We start from the raw sequence: 3,239 nt of genomic DNA, 5'->3' as shown, positions 1-3,239 counted from the left end.
CCAAGACACTCGACGACTTCGACGTCGCCGCGTCCTCGATTCCCACCCCAACGTTCGACTACCTCGCCAGCCTGGAGTGGGTCCGGGCTGCGGAGAACGTCTGTCTGATCGGGCCAGCCGGGACCGGTTAACACTGCGCATTCCTCTTTCAGGGTTGGTCGAACAGTTCAGCCTGGTGGCCGTGGACGTTGATTCTTAGGCCTTTTCGTCGTCCTTGGTTGACGTGGACGGCTTCGAACTCGCCGCGTTGGACCTTGTGCAACACGGTCTGCCGGGCGATGCCGAGGACGCGGGCGGCGTCAGCGAGCTTGAGCCAGCCGTCGGGGACCTGGGGTGCGAGCCGCTCGCGGACGGCTTGGTCGATACGGATCCGCCAGGGTGATCCTAGGGTGAGTTGCTCGCCGATGAGGAACCCGTCTGCCAGCCACCGGTAGAGGGTGACCTTGCCGACGCCAAGTAGACGTTCGGCTTCGCTGATGGAGACCACGACCGCATCCTGCTCGAGAGGGCCGACATTCTCCGGCGGCTGGTAGGCCGGGATGCCGCGGGCCACCCGCAGTGACTTCACGCGGGTCTTGGTGAACGACAGACCGGTGCCGGTGCGGCGTCGTTGCCGGCCCAGGATCATCGCGATGGTGGTGTCGTCGTAGTGCGCAGCGAGACGCTGCACCAGGGCCACGGTGTCCTCGTCGGTGGCCCGGGCATGGCCACCGGTCTTGTTCATCGTCAGGGTCAGGTCGGTGCTGGCGCCACCCTGCCAGGTGATGGTGACTGCGGCGGTGCGCTTGTCGTCGTCGATGGTGACCACGACCTCGGTCAGGATCGCCCGGAGCAACTGCTTGCGGTCCCGGAACGTGGTGGTCGGAGCCTCGAAGATCGGCCTGACGTCGGCGCCGGCTCGGTTCAGCCAGGACAGCTCGTCGTCGGTGAGCCGGACGGGTCGTCGGGCCTGTTGGGTGAGCAGGTCACGTTCGGCCTGGCGTTGCGCGGCGAGCTTGGACTCCAGAGCCCGTTCCAGGGTGCGCGCAACCAGTCGGTTCTCCGGTTCCACGACGTCGTACTGCCGTCGGGCGCGGTCGGCTTCGAACCTGGCCCGTTCCACGGCCAGGGTGAACGCCTTCAAGGTGGTGGCGTGCGCGGTTTCGGCGTCGCGCAGCGCCTGGATGGTGGCCTCCAGCGCGGCGGGGGCGAGAACCGCGAACACTTCGGCCAGGACCCGCTGTTCCAGCCGGCGCCCGCCCAGGCTCTGGCAGCCCTTCTCGCCGCCATACAGCTGCTTGGCGCGGGCGCACAGGTAGCGGGGACAGTTGCCCTTGGTGCCGGAGTAGCCGGTCTGCATCATCCGGCCGCAGCGACCGCATCGGATCCGTCCCTGCAGCAGGGCGGCTCCCTCGCGGGCGGCGCCCCCACCGGTGCCGCGGGGCGGGCGCCAGTTCCCGCGCAGCTTTGCGGTGTTGGCCTCAAAGGTGGGCCAGTCGATGAAGCCCCGATGGTGCTCGGGGATCAGCACCGCCCACTCCTCCCGCGGCACCGCCACGGTCCGGGTGATGACCCGGCCATGGAGATCGATGCGTTTCTCGCTGCGGCTGCGGCCGAACACGAACGCCCCGGCATAGCAGGGGTTGGTCAAGAAGTCATGCACCGCGGGATAGGTCGTTGCGGCCCAGCTGATCCGGCCGGTCCGGGTCGGACGTCGGGGCAGCAGCAGGCCGTCCTCGCGCAGCGAGACCAACACCTGGCGGGCCGAGCCGAGATCGGCGAACCGGCGGAACACTGTCGCGATCGCCTCGACCGCGGCTTCGTCGGTGCAGATGACGACCCGGCCGTCTTCGTCGTAGTCGAACCCCACCGGGAGCCCTTGGCGCAGCTCGCCGCGGGCGGCCTTGTGGCGCAGCCCGGCGGTGAGCCGGGACCGGATCAGATGCAGCTCCGCCTCGCTCATCGTGCCCTTCAGGCCGAGTACGAGCCGGTCGTTGAACTCGCCGGGGTGGTAGACCCCGTCGGAGTCGGCGATCAAAGTGTTGGTCAACGCGCACAGGTCCAGCAGCTGATACCAGTCGGCGTTGTTGCGGGCCAACCGGCTGACCTCGATCCCGAAGATGATGCCGACCCGTCCCAGGCCAACATCGGCGACGAGCTCCTTGAACCCCTCCCGGGCCGTGGTCTCCGCCCCGGACCTGCCCAGGTCAGCGTCGATAACCCTGACCTGGTGGGCGTCCCACCCCAGCGCCACCGCGCGTTCGCGCAACTCGTACTGGCGGGCCAGGCTCTCGCCGTGCTCGCGGACCTGGGTCAACGTGGATTGGCGGACATAGACGTACGCGTCGCGGCCCAGATGCACCGGACCGATCTTGGTCGGGACCAGCGTCGCCTCACTCACCGTCCACCTCCTCCCCGACCGGGGCGGTGACGGGGTCGACCAGCACACCGCGGGCGATCAGCGCGGCCAGCAACGCCAACACCTGGGCACGGGTCTGTTCCGGCATCGCCTGCCACCGATCGCTCGGCTCGGCCAAGGCGGGGTCTGGCAGCGCAAGCTGGACGGTCTCAGGGGCTACTCTCAGGGCACGCAAATAGGTTCACCCTTCCGGGTTCGTTGGCGCGATCAGGGACGGGTCGAACCTATTTGTCGTCTCCGGCCTCCGGCGCCGGGCAACCGCGGGTTGGCAGCCGCGCGACCAGCGCCTGCAAGACACGCAAACCCTCGCCGTCAAGCACGGTCACCACCGGCTCCGAGACCGGCGCCCCCAACACGTCGGTCGCGTCCACGCGGACCGTGCCCGGAGAACCGTCAGGAAGGTCCACCACCAAGAACACGACCCCGTCGACCCGCCTGAAGTGATGAGCGGCCAGCAGATGGCCGAACAACGGATGCGACGCCGAGGTGACCCTCACCTCGCACGGCAAGACATCACGAAGATGTTGCAGTCTGTCGGTGGCACTGCCGGGACCGGGAAGTCCCACATGCTCGTGGCGCTGGGCATCGCCACCGTCGCGGCCGGGCACCGGGTCCGGTACTTCACCGCCGCCGAACTCGTCGAGACCCTCTACCGAGGGTTGGCCGACAACTCCGTCGGACGCGTGATCGAGACCCTGCTCCGCAACGACGTCGTCCTGATCGACGAGCTCGGCTTCGCTCCGCTAGATGACACCGGAGCACAACTGCTGTTCCGGTTCGTCGCGGCCGCCTACGAACGCCGCTCCCTCGGGATCGGATCGCACTGGCCCTTCGAGTCCTG

At 68.4% G+C, this 3,239-nt stretch carries 4 protein-coding genes; 2 read left to right on the top strand and 2 right to left on the bottom strand.

The genetic code is table 11. From position 1 onward, the window contains the following. The coding region (locus ACR2FV_RS01700) for an ATP-binding protein (RefSeq protein ID WP_434013992.1) at positions 1 to 131 on the top strand (131 nt) is incomplete at its 5' end. A gap of 17 nt (positions 132 to 148) precedes the next feature. On the opposite strand, the gene ACR2FV_RS01695 is transcribed toward ACR2FV_RS01700, so the two are convergent. Then, entirely contained in the window at positions 149 to 2,380 is a 2,232-nt protein-coding gene (locus tag ACR2FV_RS01695; protein WP_434013991.1) for a recombinase family protein, read from the bottom strand. Between the two features lie 242 nt (positions 2,381 to 2,622). Then, positions 2,623 to 2,895, bottom strand: a complete 273-nt coding sequence (locus ACR2FV_RS01690) for a hypothetical protein (protein WP_434013990.1) — start codon at positions 2,893 to 2,895, stop codon at positions 2,623 to 2,625. 69 nt (positions 2,896 to 2,964) lie between these two features. Between ACR2FV_RS01690 and ACR2FV_RS01685 the strand changes: the two genes are divergently transcribed. Continuing rightward, a partial coding sequence (locus tag ACR2FV_RS01685; protein WP_434013989.1) for an ATP-binding protein occupies positions 2,965 to 3,239 on the top strand: 275 nt, incomplete at its 3' end.

This window comes from Ornithinimicrobium sp. (assembly GCF_051004135.1).
Classification (GTDB): Bacteria; Actinomycetota; Actinomycetes; order Actinomycetales; family Dermatophilaceae; genus Ornithinicoccus.
Note: the sequence above shows the minus strand (reverse complement) of the source record. Positions and strands in the feature narration are given on the sequence as shown.